22 protein-coding genes are annotated in these 25,055 nt (G+C 69.1%); 17 read left to right on the top strand and 5 right to left on the bottom strand.

Annotation, left to right across the window (positions count from 1 at the left end; translation table 11 throughout):
• Window positions 1-38: 38 nt before the first annotated feature.
• The 4 genes from ACG02S_RS17460 to ACG02S_RS17475 are packed head-to-tail and all read left to right on the top strand — an operon-like array spanning window position 39 to window position 3,368.
• Window positions 39-845 (top strand): ABC transporter ATP-binding protein, encoded by an 807-nt coding sequence (locus tag ACG02S_RS17460; protein ID WP_394471753.1) that lies wholly within the window; start codon window positions 39-41, stop codon window positions 843-845.
• Window positions 842-1,141, top strand: coding sequence for a hypothetical protein (locus tag ACG02S_RS17465; RefSeq protein ID WP_394471754.1), 300 nt, complete (start codon window positions 842-844; stop codon window positions 1,139-1,141). Before ACG02S_RS17460 ends, ACG02S_RS17465 begins: the two co-directional genes overlap by 4 nt.
• On the top strand, window positions 1,141-2,373 hold the full coding sequence (locus tag ACG02S_RS17470; protein ID WP_394471897.1) for a phenylacetate--CoA ligase family protein: 1,233 nt from the start codon (window positions 1,141-1,143) through the stop codon (window positions 2,371-2,373). Before ACG02S_RS17465 ends, ACG02S_RS17470 begins: the two co-directional genes overlap by 1 nt.
• 17 nt (window positions 2,374-2,390) lie before the next feature.
• A complete protein-coding gene (locus tag ACG02S_RS17475) occupies window positions 2,391-3,368 on the top strand; it encodes a tripartite tricarboxylate transporter substrate-binding protein (RefSeq protein WP_394471755.1) in 978 nt (325 codons plus the stop codon).
• Window positions 3,369-3,438: 70 nt separating this feature from the next.
• On the opposite strand, the gene ACG02S_RS17480 is transcribed toward ACG02S_RS17475, so the two are convergent.
• The gene (locus ACG02S_RS17480; RefSeq protein WP_394471756.1) at window positions 3,439-3,933 is read right to left on the bottom strand and encodes a VOC family protein; all 495 of its coding nucleotides are present in this window, start codon (window positions 3,931-3,933) and stop codon (window positions 3,439-3,441) included.
• A gap of 194 nt (window positions 3,934-4,127) precedes the next feature.
• Between ACG02S_RS17480 and ACG02S_RS17485 the strand changes: the two genes are divergently transcribed.
• The 10 genes from ACG02S_RS17485 to ACG02S_RS17530 all read left to right on the top strand — a co-directional run bounded on the left by ACG02S_RS17485 (window position 4,128) and on the right by ACG02S_RS17530 (window position 20,954).
• Complete coding sequence (locus tag ACG02S_RS17485; protein ID WP_394471757.1) at window positions 4,128-5,483, top strand: GH1 family beta-glucosidase; 1,356 nt, start codon at window positions 4,128-4,130, stop codon at window positions 5,481-5,483.
• On the top strand, window positions 5,480-6,487 hold the full coding sequence (locus ACG02S_RS17490) for a LacI family DNA-binding transcriptional regulator (protein WP_394471758.1): 1,008 nt from the start codon (window positions 5,480-5,482) through the stop codon (window positions 6,485-6,487). The genes ACG02S_RS17485 and ACG02S_RS17490 overlap by 4 nt, the downstream gene beginning before the upstream one ends.
• A gap of 59 nt (window positions 6,488-6,546) precedes the next feature.
• On the top strand, window positions 6,547-9,507 hold the full coding sequence (locus tag ACG02S_RS17495; protein ID WP_394471759.1) for a TonB-dependent receptor: 2,961 nt from the start codon (window positions 6,547-6,549) through the stop codon (window positions 9,505-9,507).
• Between the two features lie 62 nt (window positions 9,508-9,569).
• Window positions 9,570-10,997: a glucoamylase family protein gene (locus ACG02S_RS17500; protein ID WP_394471760.1), complete on the top strand. Its 1,428-nt coding sequence runs from the start codon at window positions 9,570-9,572 to the stop codon at window positions 10,995-10,997.
• A 5-nt stretch (window positions 10,998-11,002) separates the two neighbouring features.
• Entirely contained in the window at window positions 11,003-12,283 is a 1,281-nt protein-coding gene (locus ACG02S_RS17505; RefSeq protein ID WP_394471761.1) for a sugar ABC transporter substrate-binding protein, read from the top strand.
• Window positions 12,280-13,173 (top strand): carbohydrate ABC transporter permease, encoded by an 894-nt coding sequence (locus ACG02S_RS17510; protein ID WP_394471762.1) that lies wholly within the window; start codon window positions 12,280-12,282, stop codon window positions 13,171-13,173. Before ACG02S_RS17505 ends, ACG02S_RS17510 begins: the two co-directional genes overlap by 4 nt.
• Window positions 13,170-13,976, top strand: coding sequence for a carbohydrate ABC transporter permease (locus ACG02S_RS17515; RefSeq protein WP_394471763.1), 807 nt, complete (start codon window positions 13,170-13,172; stop codon window positions 13,974-13,976). Before ACG02S_RS17510 ends, ACG02S_RS17515 begins: the two co-directional genes overlap by 4 nt.
• Window positions 13,973-16,948, top strand: coding sequence for a glucosidase family protein (locus ACG02S_RS17520; RefSeq protein ID WP_394471764.1), 2,976 nt, complete (start codon window positions 13,973-13,975; stop codon window positions 16,946-16,948). The genes ACG02S_RS17515 and ACG02S_RS17520 overlap by 4 nt, the downstream gene beginning before the upstream one ends.
• Window positions 16,945-17,667 (top strand): carboxylesterase family protein, encoded by a 723-nt coding sequence (locus ACG02S_RS17525; RefSeq protein ID WP_394471765.1) that lies wholly within the window; start codon window positions 16,945-16,947, stop codon window positions 17,665-17,667. The genes ACG02S_RS17520 and ACG02S_RS17525 overlap by 4 nt, the downstream gene beginning before the upstream one ends.
• Window positions 17,664-20,954, top strand: coding sequence for a hypothetical protein (locus tag ACG02S_RS17530; protein WP_394471766.1), 3,291 nt, complete (start codon window positions 17,664-17,666; stop codon window positions 20,952-20,954). The genes ACG02S_RS17525 and ACG02S_RS17530 overlap by 4 nt, the downstream gene beginning before the upstream one ends.
• Window positions 20,955-20,970: 16 nt before the next feature.
• On the opposite strand, the gene ACG02S_RS17535 is transcribed toward ACG02S_RS17530, so the two are convergent.
• The 4 genes from ACG02S_RS17535 to ACG02S_RS17550 all read right to left on the bottom strand — a co-directional run bounded on the left by ACG02S_RS17535 (window position 20,971) and on the right by ACG02S_RS17550 (window position 23,129).
• Window positions 20,971-21,165: a hypothetical protein gene (locus ACG02S_RS17535; RefSeq protein WP_394471767.1), complete on the bottom strand. Its 195-nt coding sequence runs from the start codon at window positions 21,163-21,165 to the stop codon at window positions 20,971-20,973.
• 268 nt (window positions 21,166-21,433) lie between these two features.
• On the bottom strand, window positions 21,434-21,796 hold the full coding sequence (locus tag ACG02S_RS17540) for a cupin domain-containing protein (protein ID WP_394471768.1): 363 nt from the start codon (window positions 21,794-21,796) through the stop codon (window positions 21,434-21,436).
• Window positions 21,796-22,236, bottom strand: a complete 441-nt coding sequence (dtd, locus tag ACG02S_RS17545; protein WP_394471769.1) for a D-aminoacyl-tRNA deacylase — start codon at window positions 22,234-22,236, stop codon at window positions 21,796-21,798. Before dtd ends, ACG02S_RS17540 begins: the two co-directional genes overlap by 1 nt.
• Window positions 22,233-23,129, bottom strand: a complete 897-nt coding sequence (locus ACG02S_RS17550; RefSeq protein ID WP_394471770.1) for a cation diffusion facilitator family transporter — start codon at window positions 23,127-23,129, stop codon at window positions 22,233-22,235. Before ACG02S_RS17550 ends, dtd begins: the two co-directional genes overlap by 4 nt.
• 58 nt (window positions 23,130-23,187) lie before the next feature.
• Here ACG02S_RS17550 and ACG02S_RS17555 point away from each other — a divergent pair, with 58 nt between their 5' ends.
• The 3 genes from ACG02S_RS17555 to ACG02S_RS17565 are packed head-to-tail and all read left to right on the top strand — an operon-like array spanning window position 23,188 to window position 25,039.
• Window positions 23,188-23,412 carry a hypothetical protein gene (locus ACG02S_RS17555; RefSeq protein ID WP_394471771.1) on the top strand — a complete coding sequence of 75 codons (225 nt, stop codon included), beginning with the start codon at window positions 23,188-23,190 and terminating at the stop codon, window positions 23,410-23,412.
• Between the two features lie 44 nt (window positions 23,413-23,456).
• Window positions 23,457-24,362, top strand: coding sequence for an acetylglutamate kinase (gene argB, locus ACG02S_RS17560; RefSeq protein WP_394471772.1), 906 nt, complete (start codon window positions 23,457-23,459; stop codon window positions 24,360-24,362).
• Window positions 24,359-25,039, top strand: coding sequence for a pyrimidine 5'-nucleotidase (locus ACG02S_RS17565; protein WP_394471773.1), 681 nt, complete (start codon window positions 24,359-24,361; stop codon window positions 25,037-25,039). The genes argB and ACG02S_RS17565 overlap by 4 nt, the downstream gene beginning before the upstream one ends.
• Window positions 25,040-25,055: the final 16 nt, after the last annotated feature.

Consider the following 25,055-nt stretch of genomic DNA (forward strand, 5'->3'; position numbering starts at 1 on the left):
TCAAGCGCGAGAACCTACATGCTGATCCGAGAGTCGCCATGACTGCACCCCTGCTCAACGTCAACGGCATCGAAGTCATCTACAACCACGTCATCCTCGTGCTCAAGGGCGTCAGCCTGCAGGTGCCCGAGGGCAAGGTTGTCGCGCTGCTGGGTGGCAACGGCGCCGGCAAGACGACCACGCTCAGGGCCGTGTCCAACCTCCTTGAAGGCGAGCGCGGCGAGGTCACCAAGGGCAGCATCGAGCTGCGCGGCGAGCGCATCGAGAAGCTGTCCACCGCGGCCATGGTGGAAAGGGGCGTCGTGCAGGTCATGGAAGGCCGACACTGCTTCGCCCATCTGACGATCGAGGAGAACCTGATGACGGGTGCCTACACCCGCCGGGATGGTCGCGCGGCGATCGCCGCGACGCTGGACAAGGTCTACACCTACTTCCCGCGCCTCAAGACCCGCCGCGGCAGCCAGGCGGCGTACACGTCGGGCGGCGAGCAGCAGATGTGCGCCATCGGCCGTGCGCTGATGGCCAGCCCGAAGATGGTGCTGCTGGACGAGCCGTCCATGGGGCTGGCGCCGCAGATCGTCGAGGAAGTCTTCGAGATCGTGCGCGACCTTAACCAGCGCGAAGGCACCACCTTCCTGCTCGCCGAGCAGAACACCGCCATGGCATTGCGCTATGCGGACTACGGGTACATCCTGGAGAACGGCCGCGTCGTGATGGACGGCGCTGCCGCCGAGCTGCGCGAGAACGAGGACGTCAAGGAGTTCTACCTCGGCGTGGGTGGCGAGGGTCGGCGCAGCTTCAAGGACGTGAAGTCGTACAAGCGCAGAAAGAGGTGGCTGGCATGAGTGACGATGGCTGGGAGGTGGCGCTGCCGCCCTTCAACGCAGAGGGCACGCTGCAGACGTTGAAGCGCTTCATCCGCGATCTGGGCGCGCTGACAGAGCGCAGTGAGGGCTGGACGCTGCGCGGCAGCGTCGTGCTGAAGCTGGCCGTGGACGGCGCGTCCATCCGCGCACACCTGGCCAGACGCCCGGCAAGCACCCCCGAATGGGATGTGTTCACGCTGAAGTCCGCGCCCGACGCGCGCAAGCTGCAGGACGAGATCAGGCGCCGCCTGGTGCGCTGGAAGGACGATGTGTGATCGACGATTGCTTTGACGCGCTGGAGGCGCGCGACCCTGCCGAGCGCGAGGCCGCGCTGCTGGTCGCGTTGTCGGCGCAAATCGCGCATGCCCAGCGCAGCAGCCCGGCGTACACCGAGCTGCTGGCCGATGTGGACCCCGGTGCCATCACGTCGCGTGCCGCGCTGGCGCAGGTGCCGCTGACCCGAAAGAGCAGCCTGGCCGCGGCCCAGGCCGCGCGGCGGGCGCTGCGGCTGGGTGGTTTCGCGGCCGGCATGCCGCGGCGCATCTTCCAGTCGCCTGGCCCGCTGTACGAGCCAGAGCCGGACGCCGACGCGCTGGACCCCTGGCGCCTTGCGCGCGCGATGCATGCGGCGGGTATCCGCGCCGGGCAGCTGGTGCATGTGGGCTTCAGCTACCACCTGACCCCGGCCGGCGCGATGGTGGAAGGCGGTCTGCGTGCCATCGGCGCGGCCAGCTTCCCTGGCGGTACGGGCAACACCGACCAGCAGCTGCAGGCCATGCTGGACCTGCAGCCGCAGGCCTATGCCGGCACGCCCAGCCTGTTGCGAATCTTGCTCGACAAGGCCGCCGAGGCCGGCCACCCGCTGCCCGGGTTGAAGCACGCGCTGGTCAGCGGCGAGGCCTGCCCGCCGCCGCTGGTGGCATGGTTCGCTGCGCGCGGCGTGCAGGTCAGCCAGTGCTACGCCACGGCCGATCTGGGCCTGATCGCCTACGAGACCGCTGCGCGCGACGGCCTGGTGGTGGACGAGGGCGTGCTCGTCGAGATTGTGCGCCCCGGCTCGGGCGACCCGCTGCCCGACGGCCAGGTGGGCGAGGTGGTGGTGACGACGCTGTCGCCCGGGTACCCCCTGATCCGCTTCGCGACCGGCGACCTGTCGGCGGTGATGCCCGGTACCAGTCCTTGCGGCCGCACCAACCAGCGGTTGCGCGGCTGGCTGGGCCGGGCCGACCAGTCGGCCAAGGTGCGCGGCATGTTTGTGCACGCCGGGCAGGTGGCCGACATCGTCAAGCGCTACCCCGAACTGCTGCGCGCGCGCCTGGTCGTCAGCGGCGAGCTGGCGCAGGACCAGGTGCAGCTGCAGGTCGAAGCCATGCCGCTGGATGCCGCTGCCTTCGTGGAAAGCCTGATGCAGACCGCGCGCGAGCTGACCAAACTGCGTGTCGAGGTAGTCCTGCTGCCGTCTGGTAGCCTGCCCAACGACGGACAACTCATCGAAGACCGTCGTTAACCGTTGGAGACACCCTTATGCGCACCACCCTGTTGCTTGCCGCCGGCCTGATCGCCTGCGTGCCGGCCCTGGCCCAAGCTCCGTACCCCGGCGACAAACCCATCACGCTGATCGTGCCATTCACGGCCGGCGGTCCCACCGACAAGGTCGGGCGCGACCTCGCGGAGGCGCTGCGCAAGCCGCTGGGCGCGACGATCATCATCGAGAACGTCGGCGGCGTGGGCGGCACGCTGGGCGCCAACAAGGTGGCCAAGGCGGCACCGGACGGCCACACGCTGCTGCTGCACCACATCGGCCTGGGTACCGCGCCGGCGCTGTACCGCAGCCTGCCGTACAAGACGCTGGACGACTTCGAGTACCTGGGACTCGTCAACGAAGTGCCCATGACGCTGATCGGCCGCTCCACGCTGCCCGCCAACAACTACGCCGAACTGGCCAAGTGGCTGGAGGCCAACAAGGGCAAGATCAACCTCGCCAACGCAGGCGTGGGCTCGGCCTCGCACCTGTGCGGCCTGATGTTCCAGTCGGCCATCAAGATCGACATGACGACCGTGCCCTACAAGGGCACCGCGCCGGCCATGAACGACCTGCTGGGCGGGCAGGTCGACATCATGTGCGACCAGACCACCAACACCACCGGCCAGATCGAGTCCGGCAAGGTCAAGGCTTACGCGTTGATGTCGTCCCAGCGGCTGACCACCGGCGCGCTGGCCAAGCTGCCGACCGCCGACGAGTCCGGTCTGAAGGGCTTCAACCTGGCGATCTGGCATGGCCTGTACGCCCCCAAGGGCACGCCCAAGGCCGTCGTGGACAAGATCAACGCCGCACTGCGTACGGCGCTGAAGGATGCCGACTTCCAGAAGCGCCAGGCGGCACTGGGCGCGGTCATCGTCACCGATGCCCGCCTCTCGCCAGCCGAGCACAAGAAGTTCGTCGAGGCCGAGATCAACAAGTTGGGCCCGGTCATCAAGGCCGCCGGGCAATATGCCGATTGACGTGAACTAGACGCGCCCCCAGACGTCTCAGAAGGGCCCACCACGCAGCGCGTGGTGGGCCCTTCATCCGTCAGGTGGCGTTGACCTGATCGACCACCAGCCGGTGGTCGGCATCCAACACCCAGGCATCCTCGTAGTCCACCTCGAACAGATGCCCGTCCGGGTCGGCGAAGTAGCCGGCCACGCCCCAGTGCGTGCGAGTAGCGGGCTTCACGAGCCGGCCCCCAGCCACCACCGCCTGGGCCAGGATGCGCGGCACCTCTTGCGGCGACGCGGCCAGGTAGATCAGTCCCACGCCGGCAAACCCGCTGCCCTGCGCTGACGCGAAACCGGCGTCCTGCGCGAACGCCTCGCGCGAGATCAGGCACAGCGCATAGCCCCCCAGATCGAACTTCGCAAAGCCGTCGTTGCCGGTGGGCGAGCGCGTCCAGCCCAGCGCCTCGAAGAAGGCCGTGGACCGCGCCACATCCGCCACGCCCAGCAGCACCAAGTGCAGGCGCTGGCGCGGTGACAGGCCGGCGACGGCAGTGCTGGGAAAGACGGTGCCAGTGGGCTGGTCGAGCATGGTGAGCGGCGATGTTGAGATCGGCGCGCATGCTAGCGACGCCGTCAGGGGCGTGGGTTGCGGCTGAGGTACGCGCGCGGCGTTGCATTCGGAACACAGCGGGTTTTTGCGCGGATTGACGTGTGAAGTCTTTCCGAAGAAGAATGCATGAAAACGTTTACATGGCCGGCGCAGCAATGCAGCCGGCATCACGGATGAGACAACCGTTCCCGCCCGACTTCCTGTGGGGCTGCGCGACTTCTGCCTATCAGATCGAAGGCTCGCCGCTGGCCGACGGGGCCGGCGTCAGCAACTGGCATCGCTTCGTACGCACGCCCGGCCGTGTGGCCGGCGGCGACACCGGCGACGTCGCGTGCGACCACTACCGCCGCATGAAGGACGATGTGGCCCTGATGCGCGAGCTGGGTCTGACCGCCTACCGCTTCAGCATCGCCTGGAGCCGGGTCTTGCCCGAGGGGCGCGGCCGGGTCAACGCCGCCGGCCTGGGCTTCTATGAGCGGCTGGTGGACGAGCTGCTGGCCAACGGCATCACGCCCATGGCCACGCTGCATCACTGGGACCTGCCCGCCGTGCTGGACGATCGCGGCGGCTGGCTCAGCCCCGACATGCCCGGCTGGTTCGCCGACTACGCGCAGGTCTGCTTCAAGGCGCTGGACGACCGCGTGCCGCTGTGGACCACGCTGAACGAGCCCTGGGTGATTGCCGATCAAGGCTACATGCACGGCAACCTGGCCCCGGGCCACAAGAGCGCCTATGAGGCGGCCATCGTCGCCCACCGGCTGATGCAGGCCCATGCGGCCGGCGTGCAGGCCTACCGGGCCGTCGGCCGCCACAAGATCGGCCTTGTGGTCAACATCGAGCCCAAGCACGTGGCCCCCGACGCGACCGACGCCGACCGCCATGCCGCGCAGCTGGCCGACGCCTACATGAACCGGCAGTACCTGGACCCTGCGCTGCTCGGCACTTACCCCGACGAACTGCGCGAAGTCTTCGGCGAGGCCTGGCCCGACTGGCCGGCAGCAGAGGTCCAAGCGCTGAAGGTGCCCATCGACTTCCTGGGGCTGAACTACTACACCCGCGCCGTCGTGCGGCACGACCCCAAGGCCTGGCCGCTGCCCGTTGCGCCGCAGCGCCAGCCGGGGGGCATCTACACCGAGACCGGCTGGGAGCTGCACCCGCAGAGCCTGGCGGACACGCTGGTCTGGATGCACGAGCGCTACGGCGGCCTGCCGCTGTACGTGACCGAGAACGGCGCCGCCTTTTACGACCCGCCGGCGGCGATCAACGGTGAAGTGAACGACCCGCTGCGCGTGCATTACCTGCGCACCCACATCGCTGCCGTGCAGGACGCGATGGCCCGCGGTGCCGACATGCGCGGCTACTTCGCCTGGTCGCTGTTCGACAACCTGGAATGGGCGCTGGGCTTCGCCAAGCGCTTCGGCCTCGTGCACGTGGACTTCCAGACGCTGCAGCGCACGCCCAAGGCCAGCGCGCGCTACTACGCCGATGTCATCGCCAGCCACGGCGCCGCGCTGGACCAACCGTCATGAGTGCGCGTCCGCCCGCCACCATCAAGGACGTGGCCCGCGAAGCGGGCGTGTCGGTCGCCACCGTGTCCCGCGCGCTCAACGGCGCGGAGAACGTGCTGCCCGATACGCGCCAGCGCATCGTCGAGGTTGCCCGCGAGCTGCGCTATGCGCCCTCGGGCGCCGCGCGCAGCCTGATCACGCGCAAGACCGACACGGTGGGCGCGCTGCTGCCCGACCTGCACGGCGAGTTCTTCTCGGAGCTGATCCGCGGCATCGACCAGGCCGCCCGCGCGCGTGGCCTGCACCTGCTGCTGTCCAGCTCGCATGACGATGCGAACGAGGCCGCCGCCGCACTGCGCGCGATGAACGGACGCGTGGACGGCCTGGTCGTCATGTCGCCGCATGCCGACGACGACTTCCTCGCGCAGAACCTGCCGCACAACCTGCCCGCCGTGCTGCTGAACTCCGGCGTGCGTCGGCCGTCGCAGCGGGTGTTCGCCATCGACAACTTCGGCGGCGCGCGTGAGATGACCGAGCACCTGGTGCGCACCGGCCGCCGCCGCATCGCCTTCCTGGGCGGCCCCGCCGCCAACTTCGAGGCGCGCGAGCGCGAGCGTGGCTACCGCGCTGGCCTCGGCAAGTCTGCCAAGCCCTGGCTGCTGGCAGGCGACTTCTCCGAGTCCGCCGGCGAGCGCACGGGCGCGGCGCTGCTGGCCATGCCGGCGGCCGAGCGGCCCGATGCTGTTTTCGCCGCCAATGACATCATGGCCATCGGCCTGCTGGGCGCGCTGCAGGCCGGCGGCGTGCGCGTTCCCGAAGACATCGCGCTGGCGGGTTTCGACGACATCCCCGTGGCGCGTTACGTCAGCCCTGCGCTGACGACCATGCAAGTCCCCATCGCCGCACTCGGCGGCCAGGCGCTGGATGCGCTGGCCGACGCGCTCGACGGGGCCGCTGCAGGCACGGACGCGACCGTCATGCCCGTGCAATTGGTCGTGCGCCGATCCTGCGGCAGCAAGACCTGACCCTCTGATTCCAGTCCGTTACCAGAGCACCCACACAACACCAGGAGACAAGGATCATCATGAGCACACGTACCACTTGCGGCAAGCCCAGCCTGCTGGCCCGCCACCTCTGCGCCGCCGGCCTGCTCAGCGGCCTGCTGATCGCCGCGCTCCCCGCGCAGGCGCAGACCGCCAATGCCACGGTGCGCGGCACCATCACCACGGCCGGCGCCGCGGTGCCTGCGGGCACCGATGTCATCGCCGTCAACAAGGCCAATGGCAACACCTACCGCACCAAGGCGCTGGCCGACGGCAGCTACGTGCTCGTGGGCCTGAACCCCGGCACCTATGAGATCCGCGTGGGCGGCGCGACCTCGGGCAGCCTGGTCACGCTGTCGGTGGGCCAGAACGCGACGGTGGACCTCGGCAGCGCTGCCGGCACCGCGACCAGCCAACTCGGCACCGTGGTCATCGAAGGCAGCGCGCAGCGCCAGGGCGTCATCGACTCGCAGGTCGGCACCACGGTGTCGAACAAGATGATCGAGGCCATCCCGCAGGCGTCGCGCAACTTCCTGTCGGCAGCGGACTTTGCACCGGGCGTTCGTTTCGACACGGACGCCGGCGGCAACACGCGGCTGCGCGGCGGCTCGCAGAACATCGATTCGGTCAACGTGTTCATCGACGGCGTGGGCCAGAAGAACAACATCCTGCGAGGCGGCGTCGTCGGCCAGGACACCAGTCGCGGCAATCCATTCCCGCAGGCGGCCATTGCCGAGTACCGCGTGCTGACGCAGAACTACAAAGCCGAGTACGACCAGGTGTCCAGCGTGGCGATCTCCGCAGTCACCAAATCCGGCGGCAATGAAACGCATGGAAACGTTTACGTCAACCGCACCGGGAGCAACTGGACGGCGCTGAGCCCCATTCAGAAGAAGGACGAGGCCAACGGCATCGCCTCGCCGTCCAGCCGGCAGATCGAGGCCGGCTTCAGCCTGGGCGGCGCGATCAAGCCGGACACGCTGCATTACTTCCTGGCTTACGACGGCAAGTCGCTGGACAAGCCGCGCCAGCTGACCGCGATGAACCTGGACAAGTACCCGGGCAGCCCGGGGCTGGTGCCGACCATCGCGGGTCAGCAGGGTTCGTTCAAGGGCCAGTTCGAGCAGCACCTGCTGTTTGGCAAACTGTCCGCCGAGATCGACGACCGCCAGCGCCTGGACATCTCCACGACGTTGCGCAAGGAGACCGGTTACTCGGTGGATGGTGACCGCTTCGCGCCGAGTACGGCCCTCAACAACAACAACAACGCCTACCGCGTCGACGTGACGCACGAATACACCGGCAACGACTGGCTCAACGAGGCGCGCGCCGGCTGGGAAAGCAGCAAGTGGAACCCGCAGTCGGATTCGGCCGAACCGCTGGTGCGCTACAAGTACTCGCCCACCAACGCGATCAGCAACGTCCAGGACATCTTCTTCACGGGCGGCTCGCCCAACGCGCAGGACCGCCGCCAGAGCGGTTTCTACCTGAAGGACGACGTGACCTACACCGGCCGAGCCGGCCACGTCATCAAGGGCGGCGTGCAGTTCAAGGCGATGGAGTATGAGTTGAGCGGCACGGCCTTCCGCGTGCCGGCCATCGACACCGTGCTGAACGTGACGACTGGCCAGCCCTACTTCAACGGCCTCGCCTGCACGGGCACCAACGTCAGCAGCAACGGTCTGTCCAGCGACCAGTGCAACATCCGCCTGGCCATTCCGACCGCGTCAGCCGCGTTCAAGAACAACCAGTTCGGCATCTACCTGCAAGACGACTGGAAGGTCACCAAGCAGCTGGAAGTGAACGTCGGTGCGCGCTGGGACTATGAAGACAACATGCTCAACAACAACTACGTGACGCCCGCCGACCGCGTCGCCGCGCTGAACGCGCTGGACGGTCGCACGGTCGACGGCATCACCGCTCCGGCGGGGCAGACGTACGCGCAGTCGCTGGCAAAGGGCGGCATCAACATCGCCGACTACATCTCCAACGGCAGCTCGCGCAAGCCCTTCAAGGGTGCGTTCGCGCCGCGACTGGGAGCCTCGTACGACGTGCTGGGCAACAAGGCCACGGTGATCTACGGCGGCTGGGGCCGCAGCTACGACCGCCGCATGGCCAACAACGCGCTGGACGAACTGCAGAAGAACGCGGCGCCTGGTGGCGAGACCTGGCTGATCAAGAACGACTTCAAGATGCCCTATGCGGACCAGGCCAGCCTCGGCGTGCGCCAGGCGCTTGGCATGTGGAACATGGACGTTGCCATCTCCAAGATCCACGCGAAAAACCAGTTCATCTGGTTCCACGGCAACCGGGACCCCAACGGCGGCTTCGGTAACTCGAACTCGGTGGATCCGCTGTGGGGTGGCCCGAACGGCTTCGGTTCCGTGGTGCTGGGCGATTTCAAGGGCCAGAACAAGGCGACCAGTCTGTTCCTGTCGCTGGAGAAGCCCTACACACAGGCCAGCGGCTGGAGCATGACGGTGGCCTACACCTACACCGATGCGAAGACCACCAACAACGAGTGGTCAGACGACATTTTCGACTGGACATACGGCAAGAGCACCTACGGCTTCCGGCCCTCCAAGGATGCCGAGAAGCACCGGTTGGTCGTCGGCGGCCTGATGGACAAGCTGCCCTGGGGCATGCAGCTGTCCGGCAAGCTGACGGTGGGTGACGGCCAGCCGCGCCGCGTGGTGGACTGCCACACCGGTTTCAGCGGTGCGAACGGCTGCAGGGCGGTCTCGCGCGGCTCCGACACGTTCAAGCAGATGGACCTGGCGCTGGCCAAGAACTTCAAGGTCTGGGGTGGCGAGCTGCAGCTGCGTGCCGACGTGCTGAACCTGTTCAACACCGCCAACTGGGGCTATTACGACGACTGGGTCGGCGGCCCCTCCACGCCGCCGAAGAACGCGCTGGGCGGCGACAACGCCAACTTCGACACCCGCACCGGCGTGCGGGGCTCAATGCGTCAGTTCAAGCTGGGCGCCAGCTACACGTTCTGATCCTGCTGATCCGGAGCCGGCTTTGCCGACGGCGAAGCCGGCTCCCACAATCCCGCGACATGATGGATTCACTGACCCGACGCGCCTTGCTGGCGCAAGGCGCCGGTCTGGCCTTGGCCACCGCGCTGCCCTCGCTGCCGGCCTGGGCCGAGGCGCCCCCGGCTGCGGCCGACCTGTTCCTGGCCGACCTCGAACGCCGCACGTTCGATTTCTTCTGGGAGACGACCGACGCCCGCACCGGCCTGGCGCCGGACCGCTGGCCCACGCCGTCGTTCGCCAGCATCGCAGCCGTGGGCTTCGCGCTCAGCGCCTATCCGGTGGGCGTGGCGCGCGGCTACATCACGCGCGCGCAGGCCCGCGAGCGCACGCTGAACACGCTGCGCTTTTTCATCGGCCTGCCGCAGGGGCCAGCCAAGCGCGGCGTGGCCGGTCACAAGGGCTTCTTCTATCACTTCCTCGACATGAAGGAAGGCCTGCGCTTCGGCCGCTGCGAGCTGTCCACGGTGGACACGGCGCTGCTGCTGATGGGCGCGCTGCATGCGCAGAGCTTCTTTGACGGCGTGCATGCCGAGGAGGCCAGCATCCGGGCGCTCGTCGACGAGCTCTATGGCCGCGTCGACTGGACGTGGGCACAGGTGCGCCCGCCGTCCATCGGCCACGGCTGGACGCCGGAGAAGGGGCACATTCCCAACGACTGGAAGGGCTACAACGAGGCCATGATGGTCTACCTGCTGGCACTGGCCTCGCCCACGCAGCCAGTCAAGGCAGAGGCCTACGACGCCTGGCTCAGCACCTATGACCGCAGCTGGGGCGACAGCTACGGCCATCAGCTGCTGCGCTTCCCGCCGTTGTTTGGCCACCAGTTCACGCACTGCTGGGTGGACTTCCGTGGTATTCGCGACGCCTACATGCGCGCCAAGGGCCTGGACTACTTCGAGAACTCGCGTCGCGCCACCTATGCGCAGCAGGCCTACGCCGCGGCCAACCCGCTGGGCTGGCAGGGCTACAGCGCCGAGGTCTGGGGCGTGACGGCCAGCGACGGCCCCGCCGACATCACGCTGCCGTACAGGACCACGACCGGCAAGACTGTGCGGCGCCGCTTCATCAGCTACGCTGGCCGCGGCATGGGCGAGTATGACGACGGCACGCTGGCGCCCTACGGCGCGGGCAGCTCCATCGCGTTCGCGCCCGAGATCGTCATCCCGGCGCTGATGGCGATCAAGGAGCGCCATCCCCACACCTGGAACCGCTACGGCTTCTGGGACTCGTTCAACCCCAGCTTCAACTACCCGGATGTCAGGCTGCAGCACGGCCGCATCGAGCCTGGCAAGGGCTGGGTGGATACGGACATGCTGGGCATCGACCAGGGCCCCCTGCTGGCCATGATGGGCAACCACAACGGCGAGCTGATCTGGCAGGTGATGCGCAGGAACGCGCACCTGGTGAAGGGCCTGAAGCGCGCTGGCTTCACCGGAGGCTGGCTGGATTGATCGACATGCGCCGTCGCAGTCTGCTCACTGCTGCTGCAGCCGCCTCGCTGGCCGGCTGCGCACGAGACACCGGCATCACCACGCTGCGCTTCTGGGCCATGGGCCGCGAGGCGGAGGTGGCGGCCGAGCTGATCGCTGGCTTCGAGCGCGAGCAGCCCGGCGTGCGCGTGAAGGTCGAACAGCTGCCGTGGACCGCCGCGCACGAGAAGCTGCTGACGGCCTTCGCCGGCGACGCCACGCCCGACCTCGCGCAGGTGGGCAACACCTGGCTGCCCGAGATGCAGGCGCTGGGCGCGCTGGAGCCGCTGGACGCGTGGATCGCTCGCACGCCCGTGCTGCAGCCGGCCGACTACTTCGACGGCATTTGGGCCACCAACGCGCCCAATGGCGAGCGCGTGGGCCTGCCCTGGTATGTCGACACGCGGCTGCTGTTCGTGCGGGAGGACCTGCTCAAGCTTGCTGACATCCCGCGCATCCCGCAAAGCTGGGACGAATGGCGCGCCGCGCTGGCCCGGCTGCGCGAGACCGGCATGGCCACGCCGCTGCTGCTGCCCACCAACGAGTTCGAGCCGCTGCTGGCGCTGGCGCTGCAGCAGCCGGCTGAGGTGCTGCGCGACGGTGGCCGGTACGGCAACTTCTCGTCGCCCGACTTCCGCCGCGCCCTGGGCTTCTACATCGAGCGCTTCCAGACCGGCGACGCGCCGGGGCTGACAAACAATCAGGTCGCCAACCTGTACCAGGAGTTTGGGCGCGGCACCTATGCGTTCTACATCTCCGGCCCGTGGAACATCGGCGAGTTCAAGCGCCGCCTGCCGGCCGAACTGGACGGCGCGTGGACCACGGCCGAACTGCCGGGGCCGGCCGGCCTGGGTGCCTCAGTGGCCGGCGGTGCCAGCCTGGCGATGTTCAAGCGCTCGCGCCACAAGCGCGAGGCCTGGGCGCTGATCAGCTACCTGAGCCGGCCCGACGTGCAGCAGCAGTTCTACCGCCTGACCGGCGACCTGCCGCCGCGGCGCAGCACGTGGGCCATGCCGCTCCCCGGCGCTGACAGCGGCGCCACGCTGGCCGAGGATCGCCATGCGGCGGCCTTTCGCCGCCAGCTGGAGCGCGTGCGGCCCACACCGGCCGTGCCCGAGTGGGAGCGCATCGCCAACGAGATGCAGCTGGCCGCGGCGCGCGTGGTGGGTGGCCGCGACAGCCTGGACGCCGCCGTGCGTGAGCTGGACCAGCGCGTGGACGGCATTCTGGAAAAGCGCCGCTGGATGCTGGACAGGCAGGCTGCATGAGTGCCCGCAAGGAATCCCTGGCCGGCTGGGCCTTCGCGGCCCCGGCGCTGATCGTCATCGCGCTGTTCTTCGGCGTGCCGGTGTTTGCTGGCCTCGCGTTGAGCCTGACCGACTTCGACATCTACGCGCTGGCCGATCTGCGCAACCTGCGCTGGCAGGGCTGGGACAACTACGTGCAGGTGCTGTCCATGCCGCTGTTCTGGCAGGCGCTGGGCAACACGGCCTACTTCGTCGTGCTGGGCGTGCCGCTGTCCATCGCGCTGTCGCTGGCCGCGGCGGTGCTGCTGCAGAGCAAGCTGGTGCGCTTCAAGCCGTTGCTGCGCACGGCGCTGTTCGCGCCGGTGGTCACGACGCTGGTGGCCGTGGCCGTCATCTGGCGCTACCTGTTCCACGTCAAGTACGGACTGGTGAACTACACGCTGCAGTCGGTCGGCATCGACCCCATCGACTGGCTGGGCGACCCGCGCTGGTCCATGCCCACCATCATTGGCTTTGCCGCGTGGAAGAACTTCGGCGGCAACATGATCATCTTCATCGCCGCGCTGCAGGCGGTGCCGAACGACTTGTACGAGGCTGCGCGGCTGGACGGCGCGCGCAGCTGGAACCAGTTCCGCCACATCACGCTGCCCAGCATCGCGCCGACGCTGCTGATGGTCACCATCCTGACGACGGCAGGCTACTTCCAGCTGTTCGCCGAGCCCTATGTGATGACGCAGGGCGGCCCGCTGCAGAGCACGGTCAGCGTGCTGTACCTGATGTACGACGAAGGCTTCAAGTGGTGGAACCTGGGCCTGGCCTCGGCCGTGGCCTTCGTGCTGTTCGTCATCATCGTGGCCGTCAGCAAGGGCCTGATCGCGCTGCAGCGCCGCTGGACGGGAGGCGACGCATGAAGCGCTGGCTGCTCAACGGCGCGCTGTGGCTGTTCGCCGGTCTGGCGATCTTCCCGCTGGTGTGGATGGTCTGCGTGTCGCTGATGCCGGCGGGCAGCGCGTCCAGCCTGCCACCGCCGCTGATCCCGCACGATCCGACCTTGGTGCACTACCAAAAGCTGCTGGGCGACGGTGGCCTGAAGCGAGCCTTCGTCAACAGCCTGGCGCTGGCAGTGGTCAGCACCTTCGTGTCGGTGAGCTTCAACACGCTGGCCGGCTACTCGTTTGCCAAGCTGCGCTTCAGGCATCGGGAGCGGGTGTTCGGGCTGCTGATTGCCGCTCTGGTGATTCCGGGTCAGGTGGCCATGCTGCCGTTGTTCCTGATGCTCAAGGGCATGGGCCTGGTGAACACGTGGATGGGCGTGCTGATCCCGTCGATGGCGGGGATCTTCGGGATCTTTCTCGTGCGCCAGTACGCACGGGGGGTGCCGGACGAGCTGTTGGAGGCTGCACGTTTGGACGGCGCCGGCGAGTGGCGCATCTTCTGGAACATCGTGCTGCCGACGTTGAAGCCGGTGCTGGTGACGCTGGCGGTGTTCGCGTTTTTGGGCAGCTGGAACGATTTCATGTGGCCGTTGATCGTGCTGACCGATGGCGACATGCACACGTTGCCGGTGGCTTTGGCGGCACTGTCGCGGGAGCATGTGCAGGACAGCGAATTGATGATGGCGGGGGCGGTGATCACCGTGCTGCCGGTGCTGGTGTTGTTTGTGGCGCTGCAGCGGTACTACATGCAGGGCTTGTTGATGGGAAGCGTGAAGTGAGCAAACTCTTCGCCCTGGTCCTGCTGCTGACGGCTTCGACGGCCGGTGCTGCGGTGCTGGACGACATGAAGGACGCAACGCTTTGGAAGGCCACCGCCTCAGACCAGGTGAAGGCCACCGTCCGCCGCGACGCCCGGGACGACAGCCTGTGCCTGGACTACGACTTCGCCGGCGTGTCCGGCTACGCCGTGCTGCGCCGCGAGCTGCCGCTGGACTGGCCGGCCGACTTCGCGCTCACCACGCAGCTGAAGGGCGCCGGCAAGGCCAACGACGTGCAGATCAAGTTCGTCGATGCCAGCGGCGACAACGTCTGGTGGATCAACCGCCCGGCCATGCCGCTGCCCGACACGTTGACGGACACCACGTTCAAGCGCCGCCACGTCGCGTTCGCCTGGGGCCCCACGCCCGACCGCACGCTGACCCGCAGCCAGTTCATCGAGTTCGTCGTCGTCGCCGGCCAGCAGGGCGGCGGTGGGGCAGGGGCTTTGTGCGTCGGTGCATTGGCGCTGGAGCCCCGCGAGCCCGCACCCGCGAGCTGGCCGGAACCGAAGCGCAAGGTCAGCGGCGGCGAGCTGACGCTGGACTTCCAGCAATTGCGAGAGTTCAACGGGCTGTGGTTCCCGAACGGCGGCGTCGTGCGCGTCGAGGCCTCCGACGACAACCGCCGCTGGAAGCTGCTGTCGGCCCGCCCCGGCCGCGCGCTGTTCCTTGGCGAGCAAGAGTGGCGCTGGCTGCGCATCCGCCACGACGGCGGCCGCAAGCCGCCCGAGGTGCAGCTGCGCGACGCCGCCCAGTGGCCCGACCGCAATGCCGCCGTCTCGGAGCTGGCCAAGGCCTTGCCGCGCGGCGAGCTGCCACGCGCCTTCCTCGGCGAGCAGAACTACTGGACCGTCGTCGGCGTGGACGGCGGCGCGCAGCGCTCGGGCCTCGTCAGCGAGGACGGCACCATCGAGCTGACGCGCGGCGGCCCGAGCATCGAACCCGCCATCCGCCTGGCCGACGGCCGCTTCGTCACCTGGGCCCAGGTGCGCACGGAACACAGCCTCGTCGAGCACGCGCTGCCCGTCGTGCAATGGCGGCACGCCGACGTCGAGCTGCGTGTGGAGGCAGGCGCCGACGGTGCGGCGCAGCATCCGCAGCTGCTGGCACGCTACACGCTGCGCAACCCGACGAGCAAGCCGCAGCGTTACGCCCTGCTGCTGACGCTGCGGCCCTGGCAGGTCAACCCGCCGCAGCAGTTCCTCTCCACGCCGGGCGGCATCAGCCCGCTGCAGGCCATCGGCTGGGAGGCCGGCGCGCTCAGCGCCGCTGGCCTGCAGCTGAAGCCGCGCGAGACGCCTGCCGAGGTCCGTGCCGCGCGTTGGAGCGGTGGCCCCGGGCTGGCCACATTGCTGCAGGCCGCGCCGCTGACGCAGCTGAGCGACCCCGAAGGCCTGCCGTCCGCGCTGATGCGATTCGACGTCGAGCTGGCGCCTGGCGAGGCCAAACAACTGGGCTGGGTGTCCGGCAGCGGCGCCGTTGGTGCCTCGCTGCTGGACACCCGCCTGGCCGTCACCGCCGCGCAGTGGCGCGACCGCCTGGGCGTGCTGGAGCTGCGCCTGCCGCCGCAGGCGCAGCCCGTGGTCGACACCATGCGCGCGGCGCTGGCGCAGATGCTGATGTCCCGCGAGGGCCCCGCGCTGCGGCCCGGCACGCGCTCCTATGCACGCTCGTGGATACGCGACGGCGCCATGATGGTGGCGGGCCTGGTGCGCATGGGCGAGGTGAGGGCAGCGCGCGAGTTCGTCGACTGGTTCGGAGGGCACATCTTCGAGTCCGGCAAGGTGCCCTGCTGCGTGGACCAGCGGGGGGCCGACCCCGTCGTCGAGAACGACAGCCATGGGCAGTACCTGTTCTCGGTCGCCGAGCTGTGGCGGCACACGCAGGATCGAGCGCTGCTGGATCGCCACTGGCCCCAGGTGCAGAAGGTGATGGCGTGGATGGAAGGCCTGCGCCAGAGCGAGCGCCTGCCGGGTGCGGACCCACGGTTCAAAGGGTTGATGCCGCCCTCGATCAGCCACGAGGGTTACAGCGACAAGCCGGCCTATTCGTACTGGGACGACTTCTGGGCACTGCGCGGCTACAAGGACGCCGTGCAGATGGCCGAGGCGCTGGGCGACAAGGCGCTCGCCGCGCGCTGGGCCGGCTGGCGCGACGAGTTTGAGGCCGATCTGTCCGCGTCCATCACCGCGACGGCCCAGCACTTCAAGCTCGACCACATTGCTGGCGCCGCCGACCGAGGCGACTTCGATGCCACGTCCACGACGATGGCGCTGAATCCCGCGCAAGCCGAAGGCAAGCTCCCCGCTGATCTGCTGCGCGGCACCTTCGACCGCTACGTGAAGGAGGCCGACGCGCGCATCAGCGGCGCCAAGGCGTGGAAGGACTACACGCCCTACGAGCTGCGCAACGTCAGCGCACTGGCCCGGCTGGGCCGCGTGGAAGACGCACACCGGCTGCTGGCCTGGTTCTTCACGCACCAGCGCCCGGCCGGCTGGCACAGCTGGGCCGAGGTCGTGCTGCCCAACGCGCGCGAGCCGCGCTTTCTGGGCGACATGCCGCATGCGTGGATCTCGTCGGACTACCTGCGTGCCGCGCTGGACCTGCTGGCCTACGAGCGCGAGGCCACAGGCAGCGTCGTGCTGGGCGCGGGCCTGTCGCCCGCGTGGCGCGCGGCCGGTGACATCGTCGTGACGGGCCTGTCCACCGCCTGGGGCCGGCTGGACTACCGGTTGCTGAAGCGTGCCGACGGTGGCTGGACGCTGCACATCGACCGCCGCCCCGAGCGCCTGCCCGGCGAGCTGCGCCTGGCCTGGCCAGGCTCGGAGCCGCTGCCGCGCGCTAACGGCGAAACTCAAGGCCTCACCTGGCAGGGGCGCGAGCTGACGCTGCCCGCCAACGCCACCACCATCCATCTGGAGCCCGTGCCATGACGATGAACCGCCGCCAGCTGCTGTTGACGACACCTGCGCTGTTGAGCGCCTGCGCCGCCTTGCCGCCCAAGGTGCCCGATGGCCTGGCCGCTGGTGAGCAGCGCGCCTGGGAGCTGGACGGCCAGCGTTTCTGGATCTGGCTGCCACGCGACTACGCGCAGCGCAGCGAGCGCTGGCCGCTGGTGGTCTTCCTGCACGGCTCCGGCGAGCGCGGCACCGACCTGGCCAAGGTCAAGGTGCACGGTCCGCCCAAGCTGATCGCCGCCGGTGCCGCCTGGCCCGCCATCGTCGTCAGCCCGCAGTGCGAGGACGGCCGGCGGTGGGACCCCGAGCGGCTGCACCGGTTGCTGGGCGAGCTGAAGGCCAGGCTGCATGTCGATGCGCAGCGCTGCGTCGGCACCGGCCTGAGCATGGGCGGCTTCGGCATGTGGCAGTGGGCTTGCCGCCATCCACGTGACCTGGCCGCCATCGCCCCCGTCTGCGGGTACGGCGACCCGGTCGAGGTCGCGGCGATGCGTGATGTGCCCGTGCGGGCCTACCACGGCGACCAGGACACCGTGGTGCCGCTGGCGCCGCACATCGCGTGCGTGGACGCCCTGCGTGCCGCGGGCGGCAAAGCCTCGCTGACCATCTACCCCGGCGTGGGCCACGATTCGTGGACGCGCGCCTACAACGACCCCGACCTGCTGCCTTGGCTGTTGGCACAGAAGCAAACATGACCCCGCACCTGATCCGCAACGCCGCCGGCCTCGAAGCCGAGCTGCTGTCCCACGGCGCGCTGCGCCGGCTGCAACTCGACTCCGGGCTGCTGCTCAACCTCTTTCCCGGCAACGAGCTGGAGGGCGGGCCTGCCAACCTCTGGTTGCGCCGCCGCGACGCCGGCGGTGGCGACTGGCGCGCCGTGCCGCTGCTGGGGCCGCTGTCGCCGCTGAGCGCGCACTTCGGCGACAACGCCTTGGAGATGCGCGGCGTGTGGGACGGCCTCGCGCTGCGGCTGCAGTTGCGCCTGGCAGCCGACGAGCCCGTGCTGTTCTGGCATCTGCAGGCCATCAACGACTGCGGCACCGCGTGCGACATCGCGCCGGTGCTGGTGCACGACGTGGGCCTGGCCGACTACGGCGCGGTGCGCACCAACGAGTTCTACGTCAGCCACTACATCGACCTGCAGCCGCTGCGGCATGCGCAGCACGGCGCGCTGCTGGCCGTTCGGCAAAACCAGGCGCAGAAGGGGCGCCACCCCTGGTTGCTGGCGGGCTCGCTGACACGGGCGGAGAGTTTTGCGACCGACGCCGCACAGGTCTGGGGCCATGCCGCGCGCGACGGCGCCGTGGTGCCACCCGCCGTGCTGGCCGGCCTGCCCGGCGCGCGGCTGCAGCAGGAGCACGCCGTGGTGGCGCTGCAGGACCAGGCCGTCACACTGGTGCCCGGCGCCAGCACGTCGGCCGGCTTCTTCCTGGCGCTGCAACCCCATCACCCCGACGCCAGCGGCGACGCTGACCTGGCCTGCGTGCCCGCTCTGCTGGCATTGCCCGAGGCCAGCCCCGGCTCGGCGCTGGACGAGCCCGGCCAGGCGCCTGCGGCCAGCCTGTTCGCCACGGCGGCGGCGCTGGCCGCCATCGACCTGGACGACGCGGCCTGCAGCGAGCTGTTCCCTGGTGAGCGCCGCCACGAGGAACGTGATGACGCGGGCCGGCTGCTGAGCTTCTTCACCGGCGACGCAGGCCACGTCGTGCTGCGTGCCAAGGAAATGCTCGTGCAGCGCCCGCACGGCCACATCCTGCGCGCGGGCGACCACCTCGTGCCCGACGAGGGCGCGCTGACCTCCACTTGCTGGATGGGCGGCGTGTTCCATTCCATGCTGACGCAAGGCCATGTCAGCATCAACCGGCTGCTGTCCACGCAGCGCAGCCTGCTGGGCCTGTTCCGCACGGCCGGCCTGCGGCTGTTCGTGCAACCGCAGATGGCCGACTGGCAGCTGCTGGACCTGCCCTCGGCCTTCGAGATGCAGCCGCAGCAGTGCCGCTGGCTTTATGCGCATGCGGGCGGTGTCATCGAAGTGGTGGCCGCGGCCGGTACCACGCCGGACGAGATGGCGCTGACGCTGCGCGTGTTGAAGGGCCGTGGCCTGCGCCTGCGCGCCAGCCTGAACCTCGCGCTGGGCGGTGACGACGGCGCAGCGCCGCACAAGCCCGCGTGGGAACACAGCGGCGACAGCCTGCGCATCACGCCCCCGGCCGGCAGCGCGCTGGCCGAGCGATTCCCGGGCGGTGCGCTGGTCATCGAGGCGCCAGGGCTGGCCATCGTGGGCGACGACGGGCGGCTGTACGACGACGGCGTCAGCCGCGGCGAGCCCCTGGTCTGCCTGGACTTCTCGCCGGGACATGCCTTCACGCTGACACTGCGCGGCGAGCTGCTGCGCGTGGCGCCGCCGCCGGCCCAGCCGCTGGCACTGCCGCAATGGCGCCACCCGGCGCTGGCCCAGCTGCGCGACATCCTGCCCTGGTATGCCCACAACGCGCTGGTGCACTACCTGTCGCCGCGCGGGCTGGAGCAGTACTCCGGCGGTGGCTGGGGCACGCGCGACGTCTGCCAGGGACCGCTGGAGATGCTGCTGGCGCTGGGTCAGACGGCGCCCGTGCGCGACCTGCTGCTGCGCGTGTTCAGTGCGCAGAACCCGGATGGCGACTGGCCGCAGTGGTTCATGTTCTTCGACCGCGAGGTGGACATCCGCGCGGGCGACTCGCACGGCGACATCGTGTTCTGGCCGCTGCTGGCGCTGGCGCAATACCTCCTCGCCAGCGGCGACGCGGGCGTGCTGGACGCCGTGCTGCCCTTCCATGGCGACGCGCCCGCGCCGCTGGCGGCGCATGTCGAGCGCGCGCTGGGCCTGATCCGCCGGCGCGTGGTGCCGGGCACCGGCCTGGCCGCGTACTGGCATGGTGACTGGAACGACTCGCTGCAGCCCGCCGACCCCGCGCTGCGCGAGCGCCTGTGCAGCGCCTGGACCGTCACGCTGCATCACCAGATGCTGCACACGCTGGCCCGCGCCTTCAGCCAGATCGGCCGCGCCGACGACGCCGCGCGCCTGGTGGCCGAGGCAGCCGGCGTGCGCGCCGAGTTCCAGCGCCTGCTGGTGCAGGACGGTGTGGTGGCCGGCTATGCGCTGTTCCCGCAGCAGGGCGAGCGCGAGCTGTGGATCCACCCACTGGATGCGCGGACCGGCCTGCGCTACAGCCTGCTGCCGATGATGCATGCCGTCATCGACAGCCTGCTCACGCCCGAGCAGGCACGCACCCAGGCGGCGTTGATCGAGCAGCACCTGAAGGGGCCTGACGGCGCCCGCTTGTTCGACGCGCCGCTGCCCTATCGGGGCGGTCCGTCGCAGCTGTTCCAGCGCGCCGAGACCAGCACCTTCTTCGGTCGCGAGATCGGCATCATGTACATGCACGCCCACCTGCGCTACGCGCAGATGCTGGCGCACCTGGGCCACGCCGAGGCCTTCCTGCACGCGCTGATGCAGGCCCATCCCATCGCGTTGCGCGACCGCGTAGCCAGCGCCAGCCCGCGCCAGGCCAACTGCTACTACTCCAGCTCCGACGCCGCTTTCCCGGACCGTTATGTGGCTCAGGCCGACTATGACCGGGCGCTGGCTGGCGAGGTGGCGCTGGACGGCGGCTGGCGCATCTACTCCAGCGGCCCCGGCATCGCGCTGGGCCTGGTCATTGGCTCACTGCTGGGCCTGCGGCTGGAGCAGGGCGAACTGGTCATCGACCCGGTGATGCCGCAGCGGCTGGACGGCCTGCAGGTGCAGGTGCAGCTGGCTGACCTGCAGTTCGAGCTGAACTACCGCGTGGGCCCGCGCGGCCACGGCGTGGAGCGCGTGTGCGACGAGGCCGGTCAGGCGCTGCCCTCCACGCGCCGGCCCCATGCCTATCGCATGGGCGCGCTGGCGCTGCCGCGGCCGGCGCCGGGCAGCGTCAGCCGCTGGACGATAGAGCTGGGTTGATCAGGCCCTACTTGGTTTACAGGTCGATGATCCTGGCCGGCTTGCCCTTGTCGTCCGGGAACTGGATGCTGGGCTTGCCGTCGGGCGTGACCATCAGCATCAGCATCAGCCGCGGCTTGCCGCTGGCGTCGCTGAGCGTCAGCGCCGAGGACTTGCTGAGCGTGTTGCCCAGGCGCACGCGGTTGGCCGGCAGCCGACCCTGCTCGCGCATGGCCGGGATAGCGGCCTTGCGCGCCTCGGGCTCCAGCTTGAACGCGGCGTCGACCTTTTCGGTGCGCCTGTAGCACGTCCATCTGCAGGCCGTCGGGCTCTTCGTTGATGCTAGTGTGCTGACGGGCTGGCCGCCCTGCTCGGCATGCAGCAGCTGGATGACCTGGCCCTGGCGGAAGCGGTCGAAGCTGAGGCTCAGCCAGCCATTGGGCTTGCAGTCGGCGCCGATGACGCCTTTCTGGATCAGGCCGCCGTTCTCGGTGCCCTCGTCATGCGTTCACATCAACGAAGACGAAATGCTTCCTCACTGCCTCCACCACCTCGAACTCCCCCTCGAACCCCGGCGGGATGACGGCGCCCTGGCCGGGGCCGATGTCAACCGTGCCCGCCGGGCCATGCAGCCGCACGCGGCCCTGCAGCACATGGAAATACTCCTGCCGCCCGGCGGGAAACACGATGCGCCAGCGGCCCGGTTCGCATTCCCATATGCCGGCGCTCATGGGGCCCGCCTCGTGCAGCGTCCACGTGCGGCGCTGCGGCGCGCCCTGCACGCGCCGGTCCGCGCGGGGCTGGTCCAGCGCCGGCTCGCGGCCGGCCGTGGCATCGATCAGGACGATATTGGGTGTGGTCATCAGTTCATCCGCATCGGAAGGGTGACGGGGCCATCGTTGACCAGGTGCACCTGCATGTCGGCGCCGAACTCCCCGCTGGCGACCACTGGGTGCTGCTGGCGCGCAATCGCCAGCGCGTGTTCGTAGAGCCGCCGTCCCAGCTCGGACGGCGCCGCACCGGTGAAGCTGGGCCGGTTGCCGCCAGAGGTGTCGGCGGCCAGCGTGAACTGGCTGACGATGAGCAGCCCGCCGCCCACGTCCTGCACGCTGCGGTTCATCTTGCCGGCGTCGTCGCTGAATACGCGCAGCTTCAGGACCTTGGCGATCAGCTTCTCGGCGGTGGCTTCGGTGTCGGTGGGCTCGGCGCAGACCAGCACCAGCAAGCCCTGGCCGATGGCGCCCACGACGGCGCCGCCCACTTCCACGCGCGCTTCGCGCACCCGTTGCAAGACCGCAATCACTTCGTCGTCTCCTGGTCGTCCAGCGTTCGGGGTTCCACGTCCATGGGCAGCAACTGGATGCTGGCGTGCAGGTGGGGAATGGCCTGCATCAAGGCCTGCTCCACCTCGGCCCGCAGCGCGGCCGAGCGGGCCAATGTCCAGTTGGCGGGCAAGTGCATGTGCAGGTCGATGAAGTGGCGCTGGCCGGCGACACGGGTGGCGATGTGGTCGAAGCGCAAGCCGTGGGGCTCACGAAAGCCGTCAAGCACCGCCTGCACGCGGGCCTGGTCGTCGTCGTCCAGCGCGCGGTCCATCAGGCCGTTGCTGGATTCACGCAGCAGGTGCACGCCCTCTCTCAGGATGTTCAGCGCGACGACCATCGCCAGCAGGGGGTCGAGCCAGTGCCAGCCGGTGGCCATCACGCCGATCAGCCCGGCCACCACGCCGGCGGAGGTCCAGACGTCGGTGATCAGATGGCGGGCGTCGCCCTCCAGCGCCACGGAGCGCACCTCGCGCGCTTTGCGCAGCATGGCCCAGGCCATCAGGCCGTTCAGCGTCGAGCTGACGACGGCGAGCGTGACGCCCAGCCCGATGGCCTGCAGCGGCTCGGGGTGCCGCCAGCGGTCCACGGCACCCCACAGGATGCCCAAGCCCGCCGCGATGATGAGGATGCCCTCGAAGCCGCTGGAGAAGTATTCGGCCTTGTGGTGGCCGTAGGGGTGCTCTTCGTCGGGCGGCTGGGCGGCCAGCGTGACCATGGCCAGCGCGAACACGGCACCCGCCAGGTTGACCAGCGATTCCAGCGCGTCCGCCGCCAGGCTGACCGAGCCGGTCCACCACCAGGCGGCCGTCTTCAGTGCGATGGTCACCAGCGCGGTCGCGACGGAGAGCTTCAGGTAGGTGCGGGCGTGCATGGCGGCATTTTCGCCACGGGCAACAATGCCGGTCTTGCAAGACCGGCCGGGAGCCCGCGTGACGACTCTCCTCGTGAAGTTCTGGATGCTGCGCTTTGTGCAGTCCTTCCTGGGCGCGGGGGCGGCGCTGGCCCTGTTTGAGTGGCCGCAGCAGCGCGGGGCAGGATTCGACGGCGTCTCAGTGGTCGCGTGGGCCGCGCTGACGGCGCTGCTGACGGCCAGCGTATCGGCCTGGTGGGCCTACAAGCGCCAGTGCCGGGTGGTGTTCAAGCAGCCCAGCTGAGACGCTCTTCCTAGAATGCCGCCCAAATCTCCGGAGATTCCTGCATGACCACCCCTCACACCACCGACGTCTCCCACATCGCCCCGCGCGAGAAGGCCGAGATCCTCTCGCAGGCCTTGCCCTACATCCGCAGGTTCCACGGCAAGACCATCGTCATCAAGTACGGCGGCAACGCGATGACCGACCCGGAACTTCAGCAGGACTTCGCCGAGGACGTGGTGCTGCTGAAGCTGGTGGGCCTGAACCCGGTCGTGGTGCACGGCGGTGGCCCGCAGATCGAGGACGCACTGAACAAGCTGGGCAAGAAGGGCCACTTCATCCAGGGCATGCGCGTCACTGACGCCGAGACCATGAGCGTCGTCGAATGGGTGCTGGCCGGCGAGGTGCAGCAGGACATCGTGGGCCTGATCAACGCCGCCGGCGGCAAGGCCGTTGGACTGACCGGCCGTGACGGCGGCATGATCCGCGCGCGCCAGCTGAAGATGGTCGACAGGGACGACCCTGCCAAGGAGCACGACATCGGCCAGGTGGGCGACATCGTCTCCATCGACCCCAGCGTCGTGAAAGCGCTGCAGGACGACCAGTTCATCCCGGTCGTCAGTCCCATCGGCTTCGGCGAGAAGAACGAGAGCTACAACATCAACGCCGACGTCGTGGCGGCCAAGCTGGCCACCGTGCTGCAGGCCGAAAAGCTGCTGATGTTGACCAACATCCGCGGCGTGCTGGACAAGCAGGGCCAGCTGTTGACCGAGCTGACACCGCGCCGCATCGACGAGCTGGTGGCCGACGGCACCATCAGCGGCGGCATGATCCCCAAGATCGCCGGCGCCATCGACGCGGCCAAGAGCGGCGTCAACGCGGTGCACATCATCGACGGCCGCGTCCCGCACTCCATGCTGCTGGAAGTGCTGACCGACCAAGCCTACGGCACGATGATCTCCTCTCGATGAACCCACGCGACCGCGTCTGGCTGTTCGATCTCGACGACACGCTGCACAACGCCTCCCACCGTGCGTTCGTCGAGCTGAATGCGTCGATGGCCACCTACATCGAGACCCACCTGGGCATGACCGCGGCCGAGGCGGCCACGCTGCGCAACCACTACTGGCTGCGCTACGGCGCGACGCTGACCGGCCTGCAGCGCCACCACGGCGTGAAGCCCGCGCACTTCCTGCACGAGACCCACCTGTTGCCGGGACTGGAGCCGCACCTGCATGGCCATGCGCACGATCTGGCGGCGCTGCGCCGGCTGCCGGGCCGCAAGTTCCTGATGACCAACGCGCCGCGCTCGTACGCCGAGCGGGTGCTGAAGAGGGTCGGCCTGCAAGGTTTCTTCGAGCAGTTGATCTGCGTCGAAGACATGGTCTGCTTCGGGCAGTCGCGGCCCAAGCCGGACGCGCGCATGTTCCGCATCGTGCTGGCCAGGCTGGGTCTGAGGCCGCAGCAGTGCATCCTGGTGGAAGACACGCTGATGCACCAGAAGACCGCGCGCCGGCTGGGGATGGCCACCGTCTGGATGCAGCGCTGGATGCGCCAGGCCGGCGCGCAGCGCCTGCACCGCCGCCCTTCCTACGTCAGTCGGCGTGTGCGCTCGCTGGCCGTGCTGGCGCGCTCTCCCAAGTTCTGAAGTGGTGTCCGCGGGG

The sequence above is a fragment of the Pelomonas dachongensis genome, assembly GCF_043555865.1.
In the GTDB taxonomy this organism is placed as follows: Bacteria; Pseudomonadota; Gammaproteobacteria; order Burkholderiales; family Burkholderiaceae_C; genus Pelomonas; species Pelomonas dachongensis.

Bases quoted from the DNA above. Each gene is read 5' to 3' on its own strand.
- ACG02S_RS17515 (WP_394471763.1), top strand. From the start codon at position 13,170: ATGAAGCGCTGGCTGCTCAACGGCGCGCTGTGGCTGTTCGCCGGTCTG.
- ACG02S_RS17495 (WP_394471759.1), top strand. From the start codon at position 6,547: ATGAGCACACGTACCACTTGCGGCAAGCCCAGCCTGCTGGCCCGCCAC.
- ACG02S_RS17490 (WP_394471758.1), top strand. From the start codon at position 5,480: ATGAGTGCGCGTCCGCCCGCCACCATCAAGGACGTGGCCCGCGAAGCG.
- ACG02S_RS17475 (WP_394471755.1), top strand. From the start codon at position 2,391: ATGCGCACCACCCTGTTGCTTGCCGCCGGCCTGATCGCCTGCGTGCCG.
- ACG02S_RS17505 (WP_394471761.1), top strand. From the start codon at position 11,003: ATGCGCCGTCGCAGTCTGCTCACTGCTGCTGCAGCCGCCTCGCTGGCC.
- ACG02S_RS17460 (WP_394471753.1), top strand. From the start codon at position 39: ATGACTGCACCCCTGCTCAACGTCAACGGCATCGAAGTCATCTACAAC.
- ACG02S_RS17540 (WP_394471768.1), bottom strand. From the start codon at position 21,796: ATGACCACACCCAATATCGTCCTGATCGATGCCACGGCCGGCCGCGAG.
- ACG02S_RS17485 (WP_394471757.1), top strand. From the start codon at position 4,128: ATGAGACAACCGTTCCCGCCCGACTTCCTGTGGGGCTGCGCGACTTCT.
- ACG02S_RS17535 (WP_394471767.1), bottom strand. From the start codon at position 21,165: ATGCGCGAGCAGGGTCGGCTGCCGGCCAACCGCGTGCGCCTGGGCAAC.
- ACG02S_RS17530 (WP_394471766.1), top strand. From the start codon at position 17,664: ATGACCCCGCACCTGATCCGCAACGCCGCCGGCCTCGAAGCCGAGCTG.
- ACG02S_RS17525 (WP_394471765.1), top strand. From the start codon at position 16,945: ATGACGATGAACCGCCGCCAGCTGCTGTTGACGACACCTGCGCTGTTG.
- ACG02S_RS17550 (WP_394471770.1), bottom strand. From the start codon at position 23,129: ATGCACGCCCGCACCTACCTGAAGCTCTCCGTCGCGACCGCGCTGGTG.
- ACG02S_RS17510 (WP_394471762.1), top strand. From the start codon at position 12,280: ATGAGTGCCCGCAAGGAATCCCTGGCCGGCTGGGCCTTCGCGGCCCCG.
- ACG02S_RS17480 (WP_394471756.1), bottom strand. From the start codon at position 3,933: ATGCTCGACCAGCCCACTGGCACCGTCTTTCCCAGCACTGCCGTCGCC.
- ACG02S_RS17500 (WP_394471760.1), top strand. From the start codon at position 9,570: ATGGATTCACTGACCCGACGCGCCTTGCTGGCGCAAGGCGCCGGTCTG.
- ACG02S_RS17565 (WP_394471773.1), top strand. From the start codon at position 24,359: ATGAACCCACGCGACCGCGTCTGGCTGTTCGATCTCGACGACACGCTG.
- ACG02S_RS17465 (WP_394471754.1), top strand. From the start codon at position 842: ATGAGTGACGATGGCTGGGAGGTGGCGCTGCCGCCCTTCAACGCAGAG.
- argB (WP_394471772.1), top strand. From the start codon at position 23,457: ATGACCACCCCTCACACCACCGACGTCTCCCACATCGCCCCGCGCGAG.